20 protein-coding genes are annotated in these 17,870 nt (G+C 59.9%); 16 read left to right on the top strand and 4 right to left on the bottom strand.

The features are described 5' to 3' along the window. Window positions 1–2: 2 nt before the first annotated feature. From FPL19_RS05060 to FPL19_RS05025, 8 genes are all read left to right on the top strand, one after another. Window positions 3–1,160 carry an ABC transporter permease gene (locus FPL19_RS05060; RefSeq protein ID WP_150911224.1) on the top strand — a complete coding sequence of 386 codons (1,158 nt, stop codon included), beginning with the start codon at window positions 3–5 and terminating at the stop codon, window positions 1,158–1,160. Between the two features lie 36 nt (window positions 1,161–1,196). Continuing rightward, entirely contained in the window at window positions 1,197–2,144 is a 948-nt protein-coding gene (locus tag FPL19_RS05055) for an ABC transporter ATP-binding protein (RefSeq protein ID WP_150911222.1), read from the top strand. Then, window positions 2,144–2,863: an ABC transporter permease gene (locus tag FPL19_RS05050; protein WP_150911220.1), complete on the top strand. Its 720-nt coding sequence runs from the start codon at window positions 2,144–2,146 to the stop codon at window positions 2,861–2,863. Before FPL19_RS05055 ends, FPL19_RS05050 begins: the two co-directional genes overlap by 1 nt. 126 nt (window positions 2,864–2,989) lie before the next feature. Then, window positions 2,990–3,832 (top strand): methylated-DNA--[protein]-cysteine S-methyltransferase, encoded by an 843-nt coding sequence (locus FPL19_RS05045; protein WP_150911218.1) that lies wholly within the window; start codon window positions 2,990–2,992, stop codon window positions 3,830–3,832. Next, a complete protein-coding gene (locus FPL19_RS05040) occupies window positions 3,813–4,811 on the top strand; it encodes an NAD(P)-dependent alcohol dehydrogenase (RefSeq protein WP_150911216.1) in 999 nt (332 codons plus the stop codon). Before FPL19_RS05045 ends, FPL19_RS05040 begins: the two co-directional genes overlap by 20 nt. Further along, complete coding sequence (locus FPL19_RS05035) at window positions 4,811–5,116, top strand: YkgJ family cysteine cluster protein (RefSeq protein WP_150912397.1); 306 nt, start codon at window positions 4,811–4,813, stop codon at window positions 5,114–5,116. Before FPL19_RS05040 ends, FPL19_RS05035 begins: the two co-directional genes overlap by 1 nt. After that, window positions 5,109–5,348, top strand: coding sequence for a DUF2798 domain-containing protein (locus FPL19_RS05030; protein WP_150911213.1), 240 nt, complete (start codon window positions 5,109–5,111; stop codon window positions 5,346–5,348). Before FPL19_RS05035 ends, FPL19_RS05030 begins: the two co-directional genes overlap by 8 nt. 36 nt (window positions 5,349–5,384) lie before the next feature. Further along, complete coding sequence (locus FPL19_RS05025; protein ID WP_150911211.1) at window positions 5,385–6,062, top strand: glutathione S-transferase family protein; 678 nt, start codon at window positions 5,385–5,387, stop codon at window positions 6,060–6,062. A gap of 8 nt (window positions 6,063–6,070) precedes the next feature. Here FPL19_RS05025 and FPL19_RS05020 read toward each other — a convergent pair whose 3' ends face one another. Both FPL19_RS05020 and FPL19_RS05015 read right to left on the bottom strand, forming a co-directional pair. Then, window positions 6,071–7,147, bottom strand: coding sequence for a TauD/TfdA dioxygenase family protein (locus FPL19_RS05020; protein ID WP_150911209.1), 1,077 nt, complete (start codon window positions 7,145–7,147; stop codon window positions 6,071–6,073). Between the two features lie 70 nt (window positions 7,148–7,217). Further along, window positions 7,218–7,427 carry a hypothetical protein gene (locus FPL19_RS05015; RefSeq protein ID WP_150911207.1) on the bottom strand — a complete coding sequence of 70 codons (210 nt, stop codon included), beginning with the start codon at window positions 7,425–7,427 and terminating at the stop codon, window positions 7,218–7,220. Between the two features lie 134 nt (window positions 7,428–7,561). Here FPL19_RS05015 and FPL19_RS05010 point away from each other — a divergent pair, with 134 nt between their 5' ends. Beyond that, entirely contained in the window at window positions 7,562–7,870 is a 309-nt protein-coding gene (locus FPL19_RS05010; protein ID WP_191965217.1) for a hypothetical protein, read from the top strand. 22 nt (window positions 7,871–7,892) lie between these two features. On the opposite strand, the gene FPL19_RS05005 is transcribed toward FPL19_RS05010, so the two are convergent. Both FPL19_RS05005 and FPL19_RS05000 read right to left on the bottom strand, forming a co-directional pair. Then, window positions 7,893–8,567: a DUF4396 domain-containing protein gene (locus FPL19_RS05005; protein ID WP_150911205.1), complete on the bottom strand. Its 675-nt coding sequence runs from the start codon at window positions 8,565–8,567 to the stop codon at window positions 7,893–7,895. 103 nt (window positions 8,568–8,670) lie between these two features. Next, window positions 8,671–9,105 (bottom strand): universal stress protein, encoded by a 435-nt coding sequence (locus FPL19_RS05000; protein WP_150911203.1) that lies wholly within the window; start codon window positions 9,103–9,105, stop codon window positions 8,671–8,673. 225 nt (window positions 9,106–9,330) lie between these two features. On the opposite strand from FPL19_RS05000, the gene ndhC reads away from it, so the two are divergent. The 7 genes from ndhC to nuoH all read left to right on the top strand — a co-directional run bounded on the left by ndhC (window position 9,331) and on the right by nuoH (window position 17,864). Next, entirely contained in the window at window positions 9,331–9,732 is a 402-nt protein-coding gene (gene ndhC / locus FPL19_RS04995) for an NADH-quinone oxidoreductase subunit A (RefSeq protein WP_150911201.1), read from the top strand. Beyond that, entirely contained in the window at window positions 9,729–10,406 is a 678-nt protein-coding gene (locus FPL19_RS04990; RefSeq protein ID WP_150911199.1) for an NADH-quinone oxidoreductase subunit B, read from the top strand. Before ndhC ends, FPL19_RS04990 begins: the two co-directional genes overlap by 4 nt. A 63-nt stretch (window positions 10,407–10,469) precedes the next feature. Beyond that, the gene (gene nuoC / locus FPL19_RS04985) at window positions 10,470–12,242 is read left to right on the top strand and encodes an NADH-quinone oxidoreductase subunit C/D (protein WP_150911197.1); all 1,773 of its coding nucleotides are present in this window, start codon (window positions 10,470–10,472) and stop codon (window positions 12,240–12,242) included. Further along, window positions 12,242–12,757: an NADH-quinone oxidoreductase subunit NuoE gene (gene nuoE, locus FPL19_RS04980; protein ID WP_150911195.1), complete on the top strand. Its 516-nt coding sequence runs from the start codon at window positions 12,242–12,244 to the stop codon at window positions 12,755–12,757. The genes nuoC and nuoE overlap by 1 nt, the downstream gene beginning before the upstream one ends. After that, window positions 12,754–14,136: an NADH-quinone oxidoreductase subunit NuoF gene (gene nuoF, locus FPL19_RS04975; protein ID WP_150911193.1), complete on the top strand. Its 1,383-nt coding sequence runs from the start codon at window positions 12,754–12,756 to the stop codon at window positions 14,134–14,136. The genes nuoE and nuoF overlap by 4 nt, the downstream gene beginning before the upstream one ends. A gap of 39 nt (window positions 14,137–14,175) precedes the next feature. Continuing rightward, window positions 14,176–16,890 carry an NADH-quinone oxidoreductase subunit NuoG gene (gene nuoG / locus FPL19_RS04970; RefSeq protein ID WP_150911191.1) on the top strand — a complete coding sequence of 905 codons (2,715 nt, stop codon included), beginning with the start codon at window positions 14,176–14,178 and terminating at the stop codon, window positions 16,888–16,890. Then, window positions 16,887–17,864, top strand: a complete 978-nt coding sequence (gene nuoH / locus FPL19_RS04965) for an NADH-quinone oxidoreductase subunit NuoH (RefSeq protein WP_150911189.1) — start codon at window positions 16,887–16,889, stop codon at window positions 17,862–17,864. The genes nuoG and nuoH overlap by 4 nt, the downstream gene beginning before the upstream one ends. Window positions 17,865–17,870 lie beyond the last annotated feature (6 nt).

The raw sequence follows: 17,870 nt of genomic DNA, 5'->3' as shown, positions 1-17,870 counted from the left end.
GTTTGTCGATTAACCGTGTCGTGCCGGTGCTGGGGCTGCTTGCCCTGGGACTGGTCTGGGTTCTGGACCTGGGTACTATCCTGCCCAACCGCATTGTGCCGGGCACCGGCTACGGGCTTTGGTCTGCCGTTGGCTGGCCGGGGGCGTCACTGGTCACCGCGGTGCTTGTGGGCTGTTTGCTGCTTTCCCTGTTGCCGCTGCGTTCCCGCTATCTGCCCCTGTTGATTCTGGTGAGTGCTTCCCTGGCGCTCCTGCCGCTCTTGCTGGAAGTGTTCGCAGCCCGGCATCTGCCGGAAGACTCCCCTTATGCGCGTTCCTCTATTGCCGCGGGCTTCTGGTGCCTGTTGTTTTTCCTGTCGTTGATGCTGATTGAGGTTCTGGGCCGCGTGGGCAGGGGGCGGGGGCTGCAGATGGGTTTGCTGCTGGCCATCAGCGGAAGCTGGGTCTGGTTTTTCAGCGGTGATGGGCTGGAGAGCCTGTCTTTGGTCCGGGAATTCAATGCCCGACCGCAGAAGTTCGAACAGGCGCTATGGACGCACCTGGCACTGGCGCTGGGCGCGGTTTCAGTGAGTGCGGTGCTGGCCTTTGGGCTGGCGATGAAGATGATTCGAAGCGTGGCCTGGCGCCGGCCCATTCTGGGTGTTGTCAGCTTTCTGCAAACAATTCCCAGCCTGGCGGTGTTCGGTTTGCTGATCGCGCCTTTGAGCGCCCTGGTGGAGGCCTTTCCGTTCCTGCAAACCCTGGGCATTCGTGGCATTGGCTGGGCGCCGGCCATGCTGGCACTGGTGGCCTATAGCCTGTTGCCGATGGTGCGCAATACTTACGTGGCACTGACAGACGTGCCGGAAAGCCTCGCCGATGCAGGGCGGGGAATGGGCATGAACGAGCGCCAGCTGTTTTTCGGGCTCAAGCTGCCACTGGCGCTGCCGGTGATTGTCGAGGGTGTTCGCATCACGACTATTCAGGCGATTGGCCTCACAGCGGTGGCGGCGCTGATTGGCGCCGGTGGTTTCGGCAGCTTTATTTTCCAGGGCCTGGGCCAGGCGGCGATGGATCTGGTGTTGCTGGGTGCCTTGCCCACCATTGCACTGGCGTTGCTGGCCGATGCATTACTCACGATGCTGGCAGCCAGCCTTCGACCCAAACCGGCGACGACATGACGGGGAAAAGCATGACGGGGAATAGGATGCACCTGGATGATTGAACTGAAGAATGTCACCCGCCGCTTTGGCCAGTCCGTGGCGGTGGACAATATCAACCTGACCATCGAGACCGGAGAGGTCTGCGTGCTGGTGGGTAGTTCCGGCTGCGGCAAATCCACCACGCTGAGGATGATCAACCGCCTGCTGCCCCGCAGCGCCGGCGAGATTCTGGTGGATGGCGAGGATATCAACACCATGAATCCGGAGCAGCTGCGGCTGAACATGGGGTACGTTATCCAGGGCACCGGTCTTTTCCCCCACTGGACGGTTGCCCGTAACGTCGCCATGGTGCCCCAGCTTCTCAAGTGGCCGCGGGAACGGATCGATGAACGGGTTCACGAGTTGTTGACCCTGCTGGATCTGGATCCGGACATTCATGCCAACAAATACCCCCAGCAATTGTCCGGCGGCCAAGCCCAGCGGGTGGGCGTTGCCCGCGCTCTGGCGGCCAATCCCAATATTCTGCTGATGGATGAGCCTTTCGGCGCCCTGGACGCGATCACGCGGGAAAACCTTCAGCTGGAGATGTTGAAAATCCAGCGGCAGGTACAGAAAACCACGGTGTTTGTCACCCACGATATTGACGAGGCCCTGAAACTGGCGACCCGGATTGCCGTGATGGATCAGGGGCGCATCATTCAGCACGACACCCCCGAAAACCTCCTTCGCCGGCCCGCGTCCGAATTCGTCGAAAACCTGGTAGGCAAAAAGGACCGCGGCCTGAAACTGATGAGCCTTCGTCGGGTAGGGGATCTGATGCACCGGTACCCGGAGCCGGTAGACCCGGAATCGGGGGTGGAAGGTGTTCAGGAAGACGACAGCCTGCGCCTGGCTTTGTCGGTCATGCTCTGGCGGGAGAACGGTGAACTGCCCGTGTTCAATGGCGATGGTGCGAAGATCGGTGTCATCTCCCGCGAACGTATTTTGCAGGCAGGCGCGTGATGCGAGCCTGGCTTGCTCCTGTCCTGCTGGTGGTTTTGCTACTTGCGCTGAGCGCCGGTATGTCAGCGCTGGAACCGCTGTATGAGTGGGTGCAGCCGGATAAACAGCAGGTGATTTATGAGCGGGCAAGTTTTCTGTCCTTGCTTCAGAACCATGTACTTCTGGTTTTTATTTCGGCCTGTATCGGCACGTTTGTCGCCGTTGCGGGCGGGATTTTTGCGACCCGGCCGGTGGGTCGGGATTTCCTGCCCCTGGTCAGCCAGATCGCCTCCATCGGCCAGACTTTCCCGCCGGTGGCAGTTCTGGCGCTGGCCGTGCCGGTTTTGGGCTTTGGCGAGGCGCCCATACTGGTGGCGTTGATCCTGTATGGACTGCTGCCCATCCTTCGCAACACCCTTGCGGGACTTGAAGGGGTGGACCCGACCGTCAGGGACGCTGCACTGGGCATGGGAATGTCGCCACTCAGGGTGCTTTGGCAGGTGGAGCTTCCCCTGGCCGGCCGGGTGATTCTTGCCGGCATCCGCACGTCCGTGACCATCAACATCGCCACCGCTGCCATTGGCTCAACCATCGGCGCCCGAACCCTGGGCGACCCGGTGATCGCCGGGTTGGTGAACGGCAATACCGCTTATGTGTTGCAGGGGGCAATTCTGATTGGCCTGTTGGCGTTAACGGTGGATAGTGTGTTTGAGGCGGTTGAGTCCAGGACATATGCCTGATCGCTTTTGGCAGCCTCATTACTTGAGCAAGATTCGGGTCGGCAGCCGCCGTCTGGCCTTTTACTATAGACTCTGTCCGGGCTTTGCCCCGTGAAACTGAACAGAGCCAGGCTGAGAGGATAAGCCATGTCAGACTACGACCGAATCGCAAGCGCCATGGCCTACCTGGTGGATCGGGCGGCGGACCAGCCGAGCCTGGAGGAAGTGGCTGCCCATGTGCATCTGAGCCCCTATCACTTCCAGCGGCTGTTCTGCCGTTGGGCGGGTACCACGCCCAAGCGCTTTTTACAGGTTTTGACATTGGAGCGGGGTAAGGGGTTGCTGGACAGCTCCCGTTCTTTGCTTGATGTGTCCCACGAGCTGGGATTGAGCGGCAGTTCCCGGCTGCATGATCACTTTGTGCAACTGGAAGCGGTTACGCCCGGCGAGTACAAAAGCCGGGGCAGGCAGTTGCATATCGACTATGGCGTTCACTCCACGCCGCTGGGGCCCATGTTTGTGGCGGTCACCCCGCGTGGGGTCTGTCGGGCAGGGTTTGTGGATTTCAGCAGTGTCGAAGACTCTGTTGATGACCTGCACAATGCCTGGCCTTTAAGTTCCATTCGTGAAAACCTGACGGCCACACGTTATGTGATTGATGCGTTTTTTAGCCGCGATACCGTTTCCGGCGACGGCCCGTTATCTCTTCATGTAGCCGGCACCAATTTCCAGATTGCCGTGTGGCGGGCTTTGCTGAAGATCCCGATGGGCGCACTGGCGAGTTATGGTCAGATCGCCGAGGCGGTAGGTGCCCCGAAGGCCGCACGAGCAGTGGGTAATGCCATCGGCGCCAATCCTGTTGCTTTGCTGATTCCCTGCCACCGAGTGATTCAGCGCAGTGGCGCGCTGGGAGGCTACCGCTGGGGGCCGACCCGAAAACTAATGGTACAGACATGGGAAAGAGTTCGAGATGAGCCGGTTACCGCATAACAATGAAATGAACGCACTGATCTACCGCAAGTTCGGTTCGGCCGAAGTGCTGGAGTGGGCCAGCCAATGGCCAGCGCCGGAGCTGACTGATAACGGTGTGCTGGTCAGAGTGGTTGCCGGCAGTGTGAACCCCAAGGATGTGCTGCTGCGCAAAGGCAAGTTCAGCAAGACCCTGGCGCGGGACCCATTGCCCCGGGTGTCGGGGCTGGATTGTTCCGGGGAGATTCTGGCGGTGGGGAAAAACGTCACCGGCTATGCCGTCGGCGACAGGGTTTTTGGCATGACTAATCGCTTTTGCGGTGGCCTTCATGCCGAGGTGGCGCTGCTGGACGCTGACGAGATTTGCCCTGCGCCCGGCAATATTTCCCTCGATCAGGCGGCCAGTGTGCCGCTTGCGGCGCTGACCGCACTCCAGGCTTTAAGAGATCTGTGCAAGGTCCAGCAAGGGCATCGGGTGTTGATCAACGGCGCCAGTGGCGGTGTAGGCCACTTCGCGGTGCAGATTGCCAAAGCGATTGGCGCCGAAGTGCATGCGGTTTGTGGCCCTGACAACCTGGAGTTTGTAAAAGCCATCGGGGCGGATGCGGCCTACAGCTATCGGGATCAGGCTGCCAATGAGTTATCGCAGCAGTTTGAGGCGGTGTTTGATGTCTTCGGCAAATTCACCTGCAAGGCGTTTTCCCGGCAACTCGGCAAGCAGGGCATTTTCGTCAGCACTGTGCCCAAGGCTTCCACCATTCTTCCGGAATTTCTGGCCAAAACCGGCCTGGCCCGGCAGGCCCGGCTGGTGATCGTGAAATCCCGCTCGGCGGATCTGGCGCAATTGAAGGACTGGATCGAAGCGGAGAAGCTCGTTCCGCATGTTGATGCGGTCTACCCGGTTACCCGGGCAGGCGACGCACACCGGCATGTGGAATCCAGGCACACGGTGGGGAAGGTCTGTATCCGGTTTGTGGAAGACCCGGCCGGGGCGCGATGATGACTGCTGGCTGGTCACAGATCGACAATGTGAAAGACGTGACCGACCCGGGCGTATCCTGCTCGACCTGCCGCGCCTGTTGCTGCCGGCTGGAGGTAATGATTATCTCGGATACCGGCGTCCCCGAGCGGCATATTGCGGTGGATGAGTGGGGCGGCGAAACCATGCTGCGGCTGGACGATGGTTGGTGTTCCGCGCTGGACCGGGACACCTTCCTGTGCACAATCTATGAAAACCGCCCCTGGATCTGTCGGGAATTCGAGATGGGGTCCTACGAATGTCTTCAAGAGAGAAAAAATGATTGACCGGAAACATGAAAAAACGGCGTTTTCGTTTTTTATGTCACTGCTTATGTCCTGCATCATGTCGCTGGTAATCAGCATCTATAACGTGGGGCTGGTCAGCAATATCATCTCGATCTGGTTAAGTGCCTGGGCCTTTGCCTTTGCGGTGGCCTTTCCCACTATCCTGGTGGTGGCGCCAGTGGTGCGTAAACTGGTCACTCTCGTATTGAAGGACGAGCCCGAGCGGCCCTGAGATAATTGCCAATATCCAAACATAAAGGGAACATGAATGCTCAAGTTACACGGTTTCGCCTCCAGCAATTACTACAACGTACCCAAGCTCGCTCTTCTGGAGAAGGGCATAGAGTTTGAAGAGGTACTTTCCTACACCGGCGTTGGCCCCAAATACAATCCGGAGTATCTCGACAAAAGCCCCCTGGGCAAAGTGCCGGCGCTGGAGACGCCCGAAGGGTTCATTAGCGAATCCCGTGCAATTCTGGAATACATCGAGCGGGCCTACCCGGAGCCATCCCTGTTGCCTGCCACACCTTTCGATATCGCCAAGGTGCAGGAGCTGTCGCAGTTCATCGAGCTTTACCTTGAACTTGTGGCCCGCCGGCTGATTCCCAACCTGCTGGGGCGGACCCAGCCGGATCCCGCTGTGCTGAAAGAGGTCGAAACCGGCCTTGATAAGGCGGTGGCGGCGTTGCCCAAACTCTCGAATTTTGAACAGTTTGCCTATGGCGACCAGTTCACCACAGCGGATATTGCGGCCATTCTGAACCTGCCGATCGTGCGCAGTGTTGGCAAGGTGTTTCTGGGAAGGGATCCGCTATCCGAAGTACCGGGACTGGATGCCTACCACGCCCGAATGGAAGAGAGACCCCATGTCAAAATGATTCGGGCGGGTGAGGCTGCGGATCGCCCTGGGTTTATGGCCCATCTGAAGGCAATGTACGGCATGTAATTGCCCGGTCAGTTCTGCATCGGGATATCGTCTTTCCAGCGGAATCCCACGCCCCCGGCCTGCCAGACGCCATCCTGGTTCAGCGGGTGCGGCCGGGATATCTGGATGTACTGGGGCAGCCCGAAGTGGGGTGCAAGGTTGCGGGGCGACTTGATGGTGACGCGGTCCATGATACGCAGGCCCTGTCGTTCGGCGGGCAGGTGTGCCTCTGGTGCGGCCCGGTGAGCCAGGGCCCAGTTGTCGATGTAGAGCAGGTCGCCGGTGTCGTAGTGATAACGGATGCCGTAGCCCTTCTCGAATGAAGCGTTCAGCAGGTCGTTGTAATCGTTGAACAGTTCTTTCATTTCTTCGGCGTTCAGCAGCCGAAGCTGGTCGGTGCTGGCGGGTTGCTGCTGTAATTCTTCCAGCGTCATGTCTTCTTCTGGCAGGCGCTCGATGATCCCACCAGTCATGCCCAGATGGAGCCAAACACTCTTGCGACCGGAAATGGGATGGGTGTGCACCAAGGGGTGGGTGACCCCCGTGGTGGAATTAACTGAAACCAGCCGTTCCCAGTAAGCCTGTTTTTCCGGTGGCAGCACATCAAACGCCGCGCCCTGATGGGCAAAGTGGGTGCCACCGCCCTGTTCGGGGGCCCGGGCCATGTAGTAGGCGGAATGGGAGAAGGTCGCCGCCTCGAAACTGCCGTCGTTGTGCCATTGGGGGCCGACACCCAAAATGCCGTGGCGGTTATCGTTCGAGCAGCGGAAGATGTCGCGGTTCTTGTCTGGCGTTGCCGGGTGAACACCATGGGTGGAATGGATCTCGCCTGCACCCCACCACTTGCTTGCATTCACCAGCTCGTCAGCAGAGATGTTTCCCTGATGTTTGAAGACCAGGAAGCCCCGCTTTGCCATCTCTGTTTCCAGAGCGCGGATGACCGGCTCTGAAAGACCGGAGCGAACGTCGGCGCCGTAGATTTCAAAGCCAAGGGGTTCCAGCTGCTTGACCGTCAGGCCTTCCTGCTCGAAGAGGGCGATATTGGATGGGTCCAGCGGGGGAATGGTCGGGGTGACAGTGCTGAACTTCTCGGCGGCTTGTCCCATAGTCGTGACCTACCTTTTATCGGTGAGTTACGGCCAGCTTAACCGAGTGTGTTTCAGTGACAAGCCCCCGTTACTCTTCCTGATCCTTTGCGGCTGCCCGTCGATTGTCCCGGGCGGTGAAGCCCCAGCCGACGGCAGTAAGAAGAATCAGACCGGTAATGATGGGCGGGACTACGCCAAGGGTCGTCACCGCGGCGATGACCGAGGCGACGGCTGCCACGGCGGAGAGCTTCCAGGAATAACCGCTGGTGCCGGACTGTCTTGGGGGGACTTCTGCCATAAATAATTCCTTGTTTGCCTGCCCGCAGGTTAGCAGGAATCGCCGCGTTTTTCTGGCTTCAGGTGCCCTTTGTGTTACAAGATGCCTGCCAGGCCTTCATCACGAAGCTTTTCCAATCAGCAGGGGTTCAAGCAGTGACATTAAAAACTCTGATTCTTTTTCTGGCAGTGGGCATTCTCGCAGGCTGCCAGACCTCAACTTATGTTTCATCGGCTGCTACCGATGGTGACGGCGTTACCTGCAATGAAATCAGCCAGGCCTTCAATGCCTATCAGCAGGATCGCCAGTCGGCCACGGCCTGGTCCCAGTTGGCCCAGTTGATCAGCCCTACCGCCGGTAACTATGCGGATATGGGCGTGCAGAAGGCGGCTCAGTATTACGACCAGATCAAGGCGACCACCAACCTCGCCCTCGCGGTGCGTGGCTGTCAGCCGGTGCGGTAAGTCACTGCCGAACAAAGCTGATTCAGTGGCAGTGCGCTGACTGCTCGGCATCCCGCGGGTCGCCCATGCCGCCTTTCATTCCTGTTTTGATCAGCAACAGGTTGGCGGGCCATGCGGCGAATAGTCCCAACGACAGCGATACATAGAGTGATGACCAGAAAAGCGCATCCCCCATGGTTGATTCACCGCCAAGATAGAGATCGGTGGTGATCGCCACAGATTCCATCACCACGATACTGATGGATTCCGCCAGAAAGGCGCCCGAAAATGCGTCTTTGAACGACATTCCGTTCTGCATCATCGGACCGATGTTGAAGGCAAAGCCAAAAATGTAGGCCAGAGAAAAGGTAATGATGGCGGCCCAGAAATTGCCCATCGCAAACAGGCCGACCGAGATGATCACGCCCAGGATCTCACCAATGCCGCAGCCGGAATAGCAGTGGGCCACCGAGCGGAAGCCTTTCCGCGCCAGGCTGTCGGTGGGTATTTCCTTGCGCCCGGAGTAGCGGTAGATCAACAGGCCGATCGGCCCGGAATAGAGCACGGTCAACGCCCACACCCACTGCATGATGGATGGAATGTGATCGTTGTTCGTGCGCAGGTCACGAATCACCCAGATTACGCTGGCCGCAACCAGCGCAAGCCAGACCCCCAGGCCCGTCCAGGTGTCGATCAGGTTCTGGATCTGTTCAATCATGAGATTTAAAAGCCTCTGAAATCCGGAAATGATCTCCTATGAGAAGATGTGCACCCAAAGATGGATTTCAAGGGTTACCCCGTCGTAGACGTTCGGGGTGACTTTATTGGCTTACCACCGTGACAGGGCCTTTGGCGTGCCTGACAACCCCTTCACTGATGCTGCCCATTACCAGGCTGCGCGCCATTGAATTGCCCCGACGCCCGAGCACCATGTGGGCGCCTGGATGTTCCTCCAGATAATCGCTGATCTCCTCGACCGGATGGCCTCTGAGTACAACTTCCTCGTCCGGGTCGATGTTGATTACTTCTTTTGCGGCCTTGAAGGCGTTCTCCCCGAAATCCTGCTGTTCCTGTTCGATATCAGCGGGCCATACGCCAGTAAAGACCAGCCGCTCAGCCTTGCTGCCAGGAAATACGGCCAGTAGCTTGAGTGGCTGGTTCAGCGCGGTAGCAAGCTTCTCGCCCATTTTTGCCGCCTGGATTGAGTGCTCTGATCCATCACAGGCAACAACAATGCAGGGAGTCTGATTTGACATGATGTGTCCTCCATTTCCTTTGGCTGGACTATTCAAAATAGCACAAATAATGAGCAAATCAGGCTGCGACAAATATTTTGTGGCATCAGGTATATAGGTTATTGATTTGTCAGAGGCATCAATTTGCGCATTCGACTATCCACTGTTAGTTTTAATGGTATCGGGTCTTCCTTGAGGAGACTGCCCCTTTGATGATGGCAGTAACCAGGCTGCCACGGAGAGTTCATGGCCGATACTGTCACCGACATTGTTGTCCGCTACTGGGCAACCGGCTTTTTTATCGTTGCCGCGCTGGGCCTTTGTGCTTTTATGGTAGGCATTTCCAGTCTGCTGGGTGGGCGCAGCGAAGGTGTCAGCAAATCTCTTCCGTTCGAGTCCGGTATTGTGGGCACTGGCGATGCGCGCCAGCGTTTTTCCGTTAAATTCTATCTGGTCGCGATGCTGTTCGTGATCTTCGATATCGAAGCTGTTTTCCTGTTCGCCTGGGCCATCGTGATTGAGGATGTGGGTTGGACCGGGTTCTGGGGCGCCGCTGTATTCATTCTCATTTTGCTGGCAGGCCTGCTATATGACAGCCGAACCGGTGCTCTGGACTGGGCACCGGAAGCATCTGGAGGCGAGAAATGACCTATACCCTCACCAGGGCAGATCAACCGGTTAAAAAAACCACCCGTTATCCGGTCAAGGGCGAACAGCCGTCAGAGGACCCGGTCAAACGTCAGCTTGAGCGCAATGTGTTTACCGGCAAGCTCAGCGACGTGCTGAATGATGCGGTGAACTGGGGTCGCAAGAACTCCCTCTGGCCCTACAATTTCGGGTTGTCCTGCTGTTACGTGGAAATGACCACGGCGTTTACCGCGCCCCATGACATTGCCCGGTTCGGTTCCGAGGTCATCCGTGCCTCTCCGCGGCAGGCGGATTTCATGGTGATCGCCGGTACCTGTTTCATCAAGATGGCGCCGGTAATTCAGCAACTTTACGATCAGATGCTTGAGCCCAAATGGGTGATTTCCATGGGTTCCTGCGCCAATTCCGGCGGCATGTACGACATCTACTCAGTAGTGCAGGGCGTGGACAAATTCCTGCCAGTAGACGTTTACGTGCCGGGTTGCCCACCCCGGCCCGAAGCTTTCCTGCAGGGGCTGCAGTTGCTGCAGGATTCGATTCAGGAAGAACGCCGGCCCCTGTCCTGGGTAGTGGGGGACCAGGGCGTCTACAAGGCGGATATGCCTTCCCAGCGGGAAAAGTGGCGGGATCAGCGCATCCAGGCCACGGAACTGAGGACACCCGACAAACTCTGACCCAGTTCGCCGTCGTTTCATCACTGCGCTTCCTCATCGATCGCAAGGAGCTGAACCACGAGCATGAACAAGGACACCGTCAGTACTCCGGACGACACCGGTGAACAGCTTGCTCAAGACCTTCGGAAGGGTTTTGGTGACCGTGTGCTTCACGAGCAGCACACCTATACCGGTATGCCCGTCCTCTGGGTTGCCCGCGACGCGCTGACGGACGTGCTGGGCTACCTGAAAGGCCTGTCCGGTCCCTTTGATCTGCTTTTTGACCTCTCTGCCATTGATGAACGCCTGCGCAGCCACCGTCATGGCCTGCCAGCCGCCGATTACACCGTGTTCTACCATCTGCTTTCTGTTACCCGCAATGCCGACGTCATGCTCAAGGTGGCGTTGCCGGAGGGCGATCTGAGCCTGCCAACCGCGACCGGGGTTTTCCCGGCGGCGAACTGGTACGAGCGTGAAGTCTGGGACATGTTCGGCATTACCTTTGCCGGCCACCCTCATCTGACCCGCATACTGATGCCGCCCACCTGGACGGGCCATCCCCTGCGCAAGGACTACCCCGCCCGGGCCACTGAGTTCGACCCCTACACGCTGACCGTAGAAGGACAGGACACCGAGCAGGAAGCCATGCGGTTCGAGCCGGAGGCCTGGGGTATGGAGCGTGAGCGGGACGGCGCCGAGTTCATGTTCCTGAACCTCGGGCCCAATCACCCCTCTGCCCACGGGGCCTTCCGCGTTGTGCTGCAACTGGATGGTGAGGAGGTTGTGGATTGCGTGCCGGATATTGGCTACCACCACCGTGGTGCCGAGAAGATGGCCGAGCGCCAGTCCTGGCACAGTTTTATTCCCTACACCGACCGCATTGATTACACCGGCGGGGTAATGAACAACCTGCCCTACGTGCTGGCGGTGGAGAAACTCGCGGGCATTGAAGTGCCGGACCGGGTGAAAGTAATCCGGGTGATGATGGCGGAGATGTTCCGCATTACCAGCCATCTGCTGTTTCTGGGTACCTATCTGCAGGACCTGGGCGCCATGTCGCCGGTGTTCTATACCTTCAGCGATCGGCAGCGTGGCTATGAGGTCATCGAAGGCATTACCGGCTTTCGCATGCACCCGGCCTGGTACCGCATCGGCGGCGTGATGCAGGATTTGCCCCAGGGCTGGGAAAAGCTGGTGCAGGGCTTCCTCGACTGGATGCCTGCGCGCCTGAAAGAGTACGAGCGGGCCATGATGGAAAATGCCATCGTGCGGGACCGCACCCGCCATGTGGCGGCGTTCAATACCGCCCAGGCTCTGGAATGGGGCGTCACCGGTCCCAACCTGCGGGCCACCGGCTGCGACTTTGACCTGCGCAAAAAACGCCCCTATTCCGGTTATGACCAGTTCGATTTTGAGGTGCCTCTCGGCGACAACGGCGATGTGTTTGACCGGGGCCAGCTGCGCATTGAAGAAATGCGCCAAAGCCTGCGCATTATCCAGCAGTGCGTGAACAACATGCCCGCCGGCCCCTACAAGGCGGACCATCCGCTGACTACGCCGCCGCCCCGGGAGCGCATGCTGCAGCACATCGAGACCCTGATTACCCACTTCCTGCAGGTGTCCTGGGGGCCGGTGCTCAAGCCCCAGGAGTCCATGCAGATGATCGAGGCGACCAAGGGGATCAACAGTTATTACCTGACCAGTGACGGCAACACCATGAGTTATCGCACCCGTATCCGCACGCCGAGTTTCCCGCACCTGCAGCAGATTCCTTCGGTGATGCGGGGCGGCTTCGTGCCGGATCTGATTGCCCATCTGGGCAGTATCGATTTCGTAATGGCAGACGTGGACCGCTGATGATGGCAACGACCGCAGAGACCACCGGAATTATCGGCACCGACGGCTTCGAACTGCACCCGGAGGACGAGGCGGCCATGCTTGAGGAGGCGCATCACTATGAGCAGCCCCAGGCGGCCAGCATCGAAGCCCTGAAGATTGTGCAGCGCCGCCATGGCTGGGTGCCGGATGGCGCCATTGCCGCTATTGCCCGGGTGCTGGGAATCGGCCCGGGCGAGGTGGAAGGCGTGGCGACTTTCTACAGCCTGATTTTCCGCCAGCCGGTGGGGCGCCATGTCGTGCTGGTCTGTGACAGAAGCGCCTGTTTCCTGACCGGTTTTGACGAACTCAAACAGGCGCTGGTGAAACAGCTGGGCGTCGACTACGGCCAGACCACGGAAGACGGTCGCTTTACCTTGCTGCCAGTTTGCTGCCTGGGCGCCTGTGATGGTGCCCCGGCACTGATGATTGATGACGATACCTATGGCCCGGTGTCACCGGACGACCTGCCTGGCCTGCTGGAGGGCTATCCATGAGCCAGTCCATTACCAGCCAGCGACACTCGCTGGCCTATCGCAGCCGGCTGTTACAGCCGGAGGCAGAACGCCATGCCGACACTCATCCGCTGACCTGGCGGCTGCGGGATGATGGCGAAGTGGTCTGGCTTGAGGAATACCTTCGCAAGGACGGCTACCAGTCCGTCCGCAATGCCCTGAAAAAAGGCGATCCCCAGGCCATCATCGCCTCTATGAAAGAGGCCAATGTGCGGGGGCGCGGGGGCGCCGGCTTCTCCGCCGGGCTCAAATGGAGCCTGACCCTGCAGGGCGGCGATATGCCCCGGGGTTACATGATCTGCAATGCCGATGAAATGGAGCCGGGCACCTTCAAGGACCGCTTGCTGATGGAGCAGCAGCCGCACCTGCTGATTGAGGGAATGATTCTGGGCGCTTACGCCAATAATTCCCGTTACGGCTATATCTTCCTGCGGGGCGAGTATGTGGAGTCGGCCCGGGTTTTGAACAAGGCGATTGAAGAGGCGCGGCAGGCCGGCTGGCTGGGCGGTGATATCGATGGCAGCGGTTTCGATTTTGATATTGCCGTGCATACCGGCGCTGGCCGCTATATCTGCGGCGAGGAAACCGCCCTGATCAACTCCCTGGAGGGCAAGCGCGCCAATCCCCGCGCCAAGCCGCCATTCCCGGGCCAGTCCGGTGCCTGGGGCAAGCCGTCGGTGGTGAACAATGTGGAAACCCTGTGCAACGTGCCGGCGGTCATTCTGAAGGGCTCTGACTGGTATCAGTCGCTCTCGGGTGACCGCACGGATGACGGTGGCAGCAAGCTTTACGGGGTGTCCGGCCCGGTGGAAAAACCGGGGCTCTGGGAGCTGCCCATGGGGACATCGGGCAGGGAGATTATGGATCGCGCCGGGGGCATGCGGGACGGGCGTAAACTCAAAGCCTGGCTCCCCGGCGGTGCAAGCACCGGCTTCCTGTTACCCGAACATCTGGATCTGCCGCTGGACTTCGATACCGTGGGCAAGGAAGGCAGCCGACTGGGCACCGGCCTGCTGACGGTGGTGCCCGAAGATCGAAGCATGGTGGCGGTGATGCGCAATCTGGAGGAGTTCTTTGCCCGGGAATCCTGCGGCTGGTGCACTCCCTGCCGGGACGGTCTGCCCTGGACGGTGAAACTGCTCTGGGCGCTGGAGCAGGGGCAGGGGGAAACCGGCGATATCGAACTGCTGGACAAACTGGCGGCGGATTGCGGCCCCGGGCTGACGTTCTGTGCTCACGCGCCGGGCGCCGCCATGCCGTTGCAGACCGCGCTGAAGCATTTCAGACACGAGTTTGAGCAGGGCGTCAGCAAACCCAGAGGCAAGGCCCACCCGGATCCGATCCCGGTGGGAGAAGTCTGAGAGGAATTCGAGAGAAACCTGAGAGGCATAGGCAGGACCATGGCAACGATTCACGTGGATGGACAAAGCTACGAGGTCAATGGGGCGAATAACCTGCTCCAGGCCTGCCTGTCCCTGGGTCTGGATATTCCCTATTTCTGCTGGCACCCGGCCATGGGCAGCGTGGGTGCCTGCCGTCAGTGCGCCGTGCGCCAGTATAAAGACAAGGACGATGACAAGGGCATGCTGGTGATGTCCTGCATGACGCCCGCTGCCGACCAGACCCGTATCGACATTGAGGATGAGGAAGCGAAGGACTTCCGCGCCAGCGTGGTGGAGTGGTTGATGATCAACCATCCCCACGACTGCCCGGTGTGTGAAGAGGGTGGCCATTGCCACCTGCAGGATATGACGGTGATGACCGCCCACGACCGGCGCCGCTACCGCTTCCGCAAGCGCACCCGCCGCAACCAGTACCTGGGGCCGTTTATTGCCCATGAAATGAACCGGTGCATTACCTGCTATCGCTGTACCCGCTTCTACAACGACTATGCCGGCGGCACCGATCTGGGCGCCTTTGGTGCCAAAGACAATGTCTACTTCGGCCGCTACCAGGAAGGCACGCTGGAAAGCCCGTTTGCCGGCAACCTGACCGAGGTATGTCCCACCGGTGTGTTCACCGACCAGAGCCATTCCGAACGCTATACCCGCAAATGGGACATGCAGTTCTCATCCGGTATCTGCCACCAGTGTTCACTGGGCTGCAACATCAGCCCCGGGGAGCGCTATGGCGAGATCCGGCGGATCGAAAACCGCTATCACGGCGAGGTGAACGGCTATTTTCTGTGTGATCGCGGCCGCTTTGGTTATGGTTATGTGAATCGGTCTGACCGGCCCACGGTGCCGGAATACCGGGAAGCCCGGGGCGAGCCGGTGACCCTGGAAGTGGACACCGCCCTGAACCGCATTGGTGACGCCCTGCGCCATGCCCGTCGGGTGATTGGCATCGGCTCGCCGCGGGCCAGCCTTGAGAGCAACCACCAGCTTTTGGAGCTGGTGGGGCAGGACAACTTCTCCACTGGTATTGAGGCCAGGGAGCAGGCCTGCCTCAACCTGATGAACCACCTGCAGCGGCATGTCGGACTGCCCACGCCCGCGCCCCGGGAAATTGAGGAGCACGACGCCATGCTGGTGCTGGGGGAGGACCCGGTACAGAGCGCCGGCCGCCTGGGCCTGAACCTGCGTCAGGCGGCCCTTGCCCGGGCAGAAGCGCTGGGAGCGTCCATCGGTATCCCTCAGTGGAATGCCGAGGCTCTCAAAACCCTGGCCCAGGACCGCTACCATCCTCTGTTTATTGCCTGGCCCGCCCCGACGGACCTGGACGAGGTGGCCGAGGCCCGCTATGCCATGGATCCCGAGCGAATTGCCCGTCTCGGCTTTGCCGTGGCCCACCGGATTGATCCCGCTTCCCCGAATGCGGAAGGCCTTTCCGTTGAGGACGAACAGGCGGCAGATCGAATCGCCGAAGCATTGATGAAAGCGGAGCGCCCGCTGGTGGTCAGTGGTGGTTCACTGGCCTCGGAGGCGGTGCTTGAAGCCGCCGGCAATGTTGCCAGGGCACTGTCCCGGCGAGCGAAGAGAGGCGGACTGGTATTGATCCGGCGTGAGGCCAACAGCACCGGGCTCTCCCTGATGGGTGGCCAGCCTCTGGACTGGGCTCTTGATGAGTTGGCCCAGGGCAACGCGGACGCGGTGGTGGTCCTGGAGAATGATCTTTACCAGCGCTTGCCCTCCGGTCGTGTGGACTCGGCCCTGGCGCGGGCGGATATACGCATCGTGCTGGACCATCAGCGCACCGCGACGACGAAGCATGCGGATTTTCTGTTATCCGCCGGCAGCTTTGCCGAATCCGACGGCACCCTGGTTAACCTTGAAGGTCGCGCCCAGCGGTTTTTCCAGGTGTACGATCCCCTTTACCTTCGCCCGGAAACCCGAATCCACGAAAGCTGGCGCTGGCTGCATGCACTGAGCGCCAACCGGCAGGGGGAAACCGCTGGCGATATCAATCTGGACGCGGCGGTCCGCGCCTGTGCGGAGGCGCATCCCGCTCTGGCGGGAATGAGCGGCGCCGCGCCGGATTCCGGCTTTCGGATCGACGGCCTGCGGCTGGCCCGGGAACCCCATCGCTACAGTGGCCGCACGTCCATGCGGGCGAATCAGAACGTCAGTGAGCCGAGAACACCCCAGGACCCGGATTCTGCGTTTGCCCATTCCATGGAGGGGTACAGCGGGTTCCACGAGGCTCGCCAGCAGGTGCCGTTTGCCTGGGCACCGGGCTGGAACTCGCCCCAGGCCTGGAACAAGTTTACTGACGAAGTGGGTGGCCACCTGCGCGGTGGTGACCCCGGGGTGCGGCTGATCGAGCCGGTGCCCGGCCAGGGCCGTTACAGCCAGCCGGGTGACTATGTCGAGGCGCCGGAAGCACTGCGAGCGTTGATTCTGCCAAGGCTTTTCGGCGGTGAGGAAACCTCCAGCCGGGCAGCGCCTATTCAGGAGCGGACAGAGCAGGCCTTCCTGACTCTGAGCCCTCAGGACGCCAGGCGTCTTGGGGTGAAAACCGGCGACTCACTGACGATTGCTGAAGGGCTGAGCCTGCCGGTACAGGAGATGGAAAGCTGGCCTGAAGGCTGGATGGGTATACCCGCCGGTGTTACGCCGGGCGTATTGCCAGGGGATAGCCTGGCTCCTGATCGGTCGGCGGGAGGTGCCTCATGAGCTGGTGGACACCGCAACTGGCCGCCGTTCTCTGGGGTATGTTCCAGGCCCTGGTGATTCTTTTGGGCGCGGTCATTCTGGGCGCTGTGCTGACCGTTGTGGAGCGCCGCCTGCTTGGGCTCTGGCAGGACCGCTACGGCCCGAATCGGGTGGGGCCTTTCGGCACGCTCCAACTGATCGCTGATATGATCAAGATTTTTTTCAAGGAGGACTGGATACCGCCCTTCGCGGATCGGCCGCTGTTTGTGCTAGCCCCCATTATTGCCTTTGCCTCCCTGCTGCTGTCGTTCGTGATCATTCCCATCACGCCGGGATGGGGTGTGGCCGACATGCACATCGGGCTGCTGTTTTTCCTGGCGATGGCTGGCATCAACGTATACGCGGTGCTGCTCGGGGGCTGGGCCAGCGGCAACAAGTATGCCCTGCTGGGGGCCATGCGGGCCTCGGCCCAGACCCTGTCCTATGAAGTGTTCATGGGTCTGTCCCTGATGGGCGTAGTCGCCCTGGCCGGCTCCTTCAATATGCGGGACATCGTCAACGCCCAGGAAGGTTTCTGGTTCATCATTCCCCAGTTCTTCGGCTTCGCCACTTTCTTCATTGCCGGTGTTGCCGTCACCCACCGCCACCCCTTCGATCAGCCCGAGGCGGAACAGGAACTGGCGGACGGCTATCACGTGGAATATTCCGGCATGAAGTTCGGCATGTTCTTCATCGGCGAGTATGTGGGCATGGTGCTGGTGTCCGCTCTGATCGTGACACTCTTCTTCGGTGGCTGGCACGGCCCCTGGCTGCCGCCGATTCTGTGGTTTGCACTGAAAACCGGCTTTTTTCTGATGATTTTCATACTGTTGCGGGCTGCACTGCCGCGGCCACGTTACGACAAGGTGATGCATTTTGGCTGGAAGGTGTGCCTGCCGCTCACACTGATCAATTTACTGGCTACCGGCGCGGTGATGCTGCTGGTGGAAGGATAGGAGGAC

This window comes from Marinobacter halotolerans, from assembly GCF_008795985.1.
Lineage (GTDB): Bacteria > Pseudomonadota > Gammaproteobacteria > Pseudomonadales > Oleiphilaceae > Marinobacter > Marinobacter halotolerans.
This window is presented reverse-complemented; position numbering and strand designations above follow the sequence as displayed.

What these genes read in the sequence shown, in the direction of transcription:
- FPL19_RS05055 (WP_150911222.1), top strand. Translation starts at nt 1,197, where the DNA reads ATGATTGAACTGAAGAATGTCACCCGCCGCTTTGGCCAGTCCGTGGCG.
- FPL19_RS05050 (WP_150911220.1), top strand. Translation starts at nt 2,144, where the DNA reads ATGCGAGCCTGGCTTGCTCCTGTCCTGCTGGTGGTTTTGCTACTTGCG.
- FPL19_RS05045 (WP_150911218.1), top strand. Translation starts at nt 2,990, where the DNA reads ATGTCAGACTACGACCGAATCGCAAGCGCCATGGCCTACCTGGTGGAT.
- FPL19_RS05040 (WP_150911216.1), top strand. Translation starts at nt 3,813, where the DNA reads ATGAGCCGGTTACCGCATAACAATGAAATGAACGCACTGATCTACCGC.
- FPL19_RS05035 (WP_150912397.1), top strand. Translation starts at nt 4,811, where the DNA reads ATGACTGCTGGCTGGTCACAGATCGACAATGTGAAAGACGTGACCGAC.
- FPL19_RS05030 (WP_150911213.1), top strand. Translation starts at nt 5,109, where the DNA reads ATGATTGACCGGAAACATGAAAAAACGGCGTTTTCGTTTTTTATGTCA.
- FPL19_RS05025 (WP_150911211.1), top strand. Translation starts at nt 5,385, where the DNA reads ATGCTCAAGTTACACGGTTTCGCCTCCAGCAATTACTACAACGTACCC.
- FPL19_RS05020 (WP_150911209.1), bottom strand. Translation starts at nt 7,147, where the DNA reads ATGGGACAAGCCGCCGAGAAGTTCAGCACTGTCACCCCGACCATTCCC.
- FPL19_RS05015 (WP_150911207.1), bottom strand. Translation starts at nt 7,427, where the DNA reads ATGGCAGAAGTCCCCCCAAGACAGTCCGGCACCAGCGGTTATTCCTGG.
- FPL19_RS05005 (WP_150911205.1), bottom strand. Translation starts at nt 8,567, where the DNA reads ATGATTGAACAGATCCAGAACCTGATCGACACCTGGACGGGCCTGGGG.
- FPL19_RS05000 (WP_150911203.1), bottom strand. Translation starts at nt 9,105, where the DNA reads ATGTCAAATCAGACTCCCTGCATTGTTGTTGCCTGTGATGGATCAGAG.
- ndhC (WP_150911201.1), top strand. Translation starts at nt 9,331, where the DNA reads ATGGCCGATACTGTCACCGACATTGTTGTCCGCTACTGGGCAACCGGC.
- FPL19_RS04990 (WP_150911199.1), top strand. Translation starts at nt 9,729, where the DNA reads ATGACCTATACCCTCACCAGGGCAGATCAACCGGTTAAAAAAACCACC.
- nuoC (WP_150911197.1), top strand. Translation starts at nt 10,470, where the DNA reads ATGAACAAGGACACCGTCAGTACTCCGGACGACACCGGTGAACAGCTT.
- nuoE (WP_150911195.1), top strand. Translation starts at nt 12,242, where the DNA reads ATGATGGCAACGACCGCAGAGACCACCGGAATTATCGGCACCGACGGC.
- nuoF (WP_150911193.1), top strand. Translation starts at nt 12,754, where the DNA reads ATGAGCCAGTCCATTACCAGCCAGCGACACTCGCTGGCCTATCGCAGC.
- nuoG (WP_150911191.1), top strand. Translation starts at nt 14,176, where the DNA reads ATGGCAACGATTCACGTGGATGGACAAAGCTACGAGGTCAATGGGGCG.
- nuoH (WP_150911189.1), top strand. Translation starts at nt 16,887, where the DNA reads ATGAGCTGGTGGACACCGCAACTGGCCGCCGTTCTCTGGGGTATGTTC.